The organism is Immundisolibacter sp. (assembly GCF_041625615.1).
Taxonomy (GTDB): domain Bacteria; phylum Pseudomonadota; class Gammaproteobacteria; order Immundisolibacterales; family Immundisolibacteraceae; genus Immundisolibacter.
Genome location: NZ_JBFJTF010000202.1, coordinates 1 through 2,814 on the forward strand (window position 1 = coordinate 1; position 2,814 = coordinate 2,814).

Annotated in this window: 2 protein-coding genes and 1 pseudogene; 2 read left to right on the forward strand and 1 reads right to left on the reverse strand. The window is 71.6% G+C overall.

Translation table 11 applies throughout. The features are described from left to right. Positions 1-20: 20 nt before the first annotated feature. Complete coding sequence (locus ABYX71_RS11385; RefSeq protein ID WP_372696613.1) at positions 21-818, reverse strand: SDR family oxidoreductase; 798 nt, start codon at positions 816-818, stop codon at positions 21-23. Positions 819-1,115: 297 nt separating this feature from the next. On the opposite strand from ABYX71_RS11385, the gene cysG reads away from it, so the two are divergent. Then, complete coding sequence (cysG, locus tag ABYX71_RS11390; RefSeq protein WP_372696614.1) at positions 1,116-2,504, forward strand: siroheme synthase CysG; 1,389 nt, start codon at positions 1,116-1,118, stop codon at positions 2,502-2,504. A gap of 10 nt (positions 2,505-2,514) precedes the next feature. After that, a pseudogene (locus ABYX71_RS11395) lies at positions 2,515-2,814 on the forward strand (MFS transporter); the annotation flags it as partial.

Sequence of the window (2,814 nt, forward strand, 5' to 3'; positions counted from 1 at the left end):
CCCCCACGGCGCCGGGGCGCCTACAGGTAGACGCCCTGTGTGCTGTTGCCGTCGACGCAGATGACCGAGCCGCAGATGTAGCTGGCGCGTGTCGAGGCGGCAAAGCAGATGGCGTCGGCCACGTCCTGCGGGTGCGCCATGCGGCCCAGCGGCAGGGTGGCGTCGATCTCCGCCTGCAGCTGTTCCGGGGTCTTGCCCTCCGCCGGCGCGCGGGCGGCGACCAGACGGGTCCAGCGGTCGGTGGTCACGCCGGACGGGCCGACACCGACCACACGGATGCCCTGCGGCGCGCACAGGTCGGCGAAGCTCTTGGTGAAGTTGTACAGCGCCGCGTTGCTGATGCCGACCGGCATGTAGGACGCCTTGGGGTTGCGGGCGGCGGTGCCGAGCACGTTGACGATGACGCCGCTCTTTTGCGCGCGCATCACCGGGTAGACCGCCCGGCAGGCACGGATGTGGCACTGCAGCTTCTGGTTCCAGCCGCTCAGCCAGTCGGTGTTGTCGATGTCGGCGAAGTCACCGGCCGGCAGTTTTCCGGCCGCGTTGTTGACCAGCACGTCGACGCGACCGAAGCGTTCCATGGCCGTGTCAATGAGCCGGTCGACGTCGGCATCCAGGGTCACGTCGCAGGGCACGCTGGCGACCTCCGGCGCGCCGGCTTCGCTGGCCGCCGTGGCGACAGCCGTGAGACCATCCGCGCCGCGCGCCGCCAGCAGCAGGCGGGCGCCCTCGCCGGCGAAGGTGAGGGCGCTGGCGCGGCCGATTCCCTGACTGGCGCCGGTGATGACGACCACTTTTCCAGCCAAGCCAAGATCCATGACGGTGCTCCTCTTGTCCTTGTTTGGTTCAGGCGCCGGACTATACACGAGCGTTTTTCGCCGCTGGCCGGGCAGGCAGGACGTGTGGCGGTCGCGTGTTGGGTGACGGCTGTGTTCGTTTCGGGCCGGCGGTGGCGCTGACGTCGTGGTGGGCACCGTCGGTGGTGCGTGGCCCGTGGGCGGCGTTCTTGCAGGGTATGTTGACGGTGGGTGACAGGGCACGCGCGGGCGGGTTGCTGGCGTGGGGGGTGTTGACGCCGGCGGCAGCCGCGGCTGCCCGTGTTTCAGGAGGCGGTTTTGGACTACCTGCCCATATTTCTTGATGTGCGTGGACGCTCCTGCCTGGTGGTGGGGGGCGGTGCGGTGGCGGCGCGCAAGTTGTCATTGTTGTTGCGCGCCGGGGCGCGCGGCGTGGTGGTGGCGCCGCAGATCGGCGACGAGCTGCGCGAGCTGGCAGGACCGGTCGATCTGCGGGAGCGTGCCTTCGCGCCGGATGACCTCGCGGGCATGACGCTGGCCATCGCCGCCACGGACGATGCGGCGGTCAATGCCGAGGTGGCGGCGCAGGCGCGCGCCCGCGGCCTGCCGGTGAACGTGGTCGACACGCCGGACCTGTGCAGTTTCATCATGCCGGCGGTGGTGGACCGTTCGCCGGTGATCGCGGCGGTGAGTTCCGGCGGCCGGGCGCCGGTGCTCACCCGCCTGCTGCGCGCGCGCCTGGAAACACTGATCCCGGCGGCCTATGGCCGGCTGGCGCAGCTGGCCGGCAGCGTGCGCGGCACGGTGCGCGCACGCATCGACGACCCGGTGGCGCGGCGGCGTTTCTGGGACGACGCCCTGCAGGGCCCGGTGGCCGAACTGGCGCTGTCCGGGCAGGACGTGCGCGCCCGCCAGTTGCTGGATCGGCTCATCGAGCGCGGTGCGGCCGGCGGTGTCGGCGAGGTGTACCTGGTCGGTGCCGGGCCGGGCGACCCTGACCTGCTGACGTTTCGCGCGCTGCGCCTGCTGCAGCAGGCCGACGTCATTGTCTACGACCGCCTGGTGGCGCCGGAAATTCTCGACATGGCGCGGCGCGAGGCGGAGCGTATCGACGCCGGCAAGCGCGCCAGTGAGCACACCCTGCCGCAGGAGGACATCAACGCGCTGTTGGTGCGTCTGGCCAGGGACGGCAAGCGGGTGCTGCGCCTGAAGGGCGGCGATCCGTTCACCTTCGGCCGCGGCGGCGAGGAAATCGCCACCCTGGCGGCCGAGGGCATTCCGTTCCAGGTGGTGCCGGGCGTGACCGCCGCCAGCGGCTGCGCCGCCTATGCCGGCATTCCGCTGACGCATCGTGACCACGCGCAGCTGTGCGTGTTCGTGACCGGCCATCTGAAGGACGGTGGCGTCGAACTGCCGTGGCAGCAGTTGGTGGCGCTTGGCGGCACGCTGGTGGTCTACATGGGGCTGGGCGCCATCGAAGCCATCTGCGCGGCGCTGATCGCCCACGGCAAGGCGCCGACCACGCCGGCGGCGGTGGTGGCCGAGGGCACCACCCTGCGCCAGCAGGTGGTCACCGACACGCTGGCCGGGCTGCCGCAGGCCGCCCGGCACTTGCCCGGCCCGGCGCTGATCATCGTCGGCGGGGTGGTGTCGCTGCACGACACGCTGGCCTGGTTCGCGCCACCGCCCGCCGATGCGGCGGGTTGACGGGGCGCCGGTGAACGGTCGCCTGTGGACGCTGCCGGCGCCGCTGCGCCGGCGCCTGTTGTGGGTGGGTGCGCTGTACTTCGCCCAGGGGCTGCCGCTGGGTATCTTCCTGGACCTGTTGCCGGTGCATTTTCGCCAGGCCGGCGTCGATCTGCGCCAGATCGGCGTGCTCAGCCTGCTGGGGCTGGCCTGGACGCTGAAGTTTCTGTGGGCGCCGGCGGTGGACGCCTGGCGCGGGCACCGGCGCTGGATGCAGGCCGCGAACCTGCTGATGGCCGGCTGCATGCTGGCGCTGGCCAGTCTGGACCCC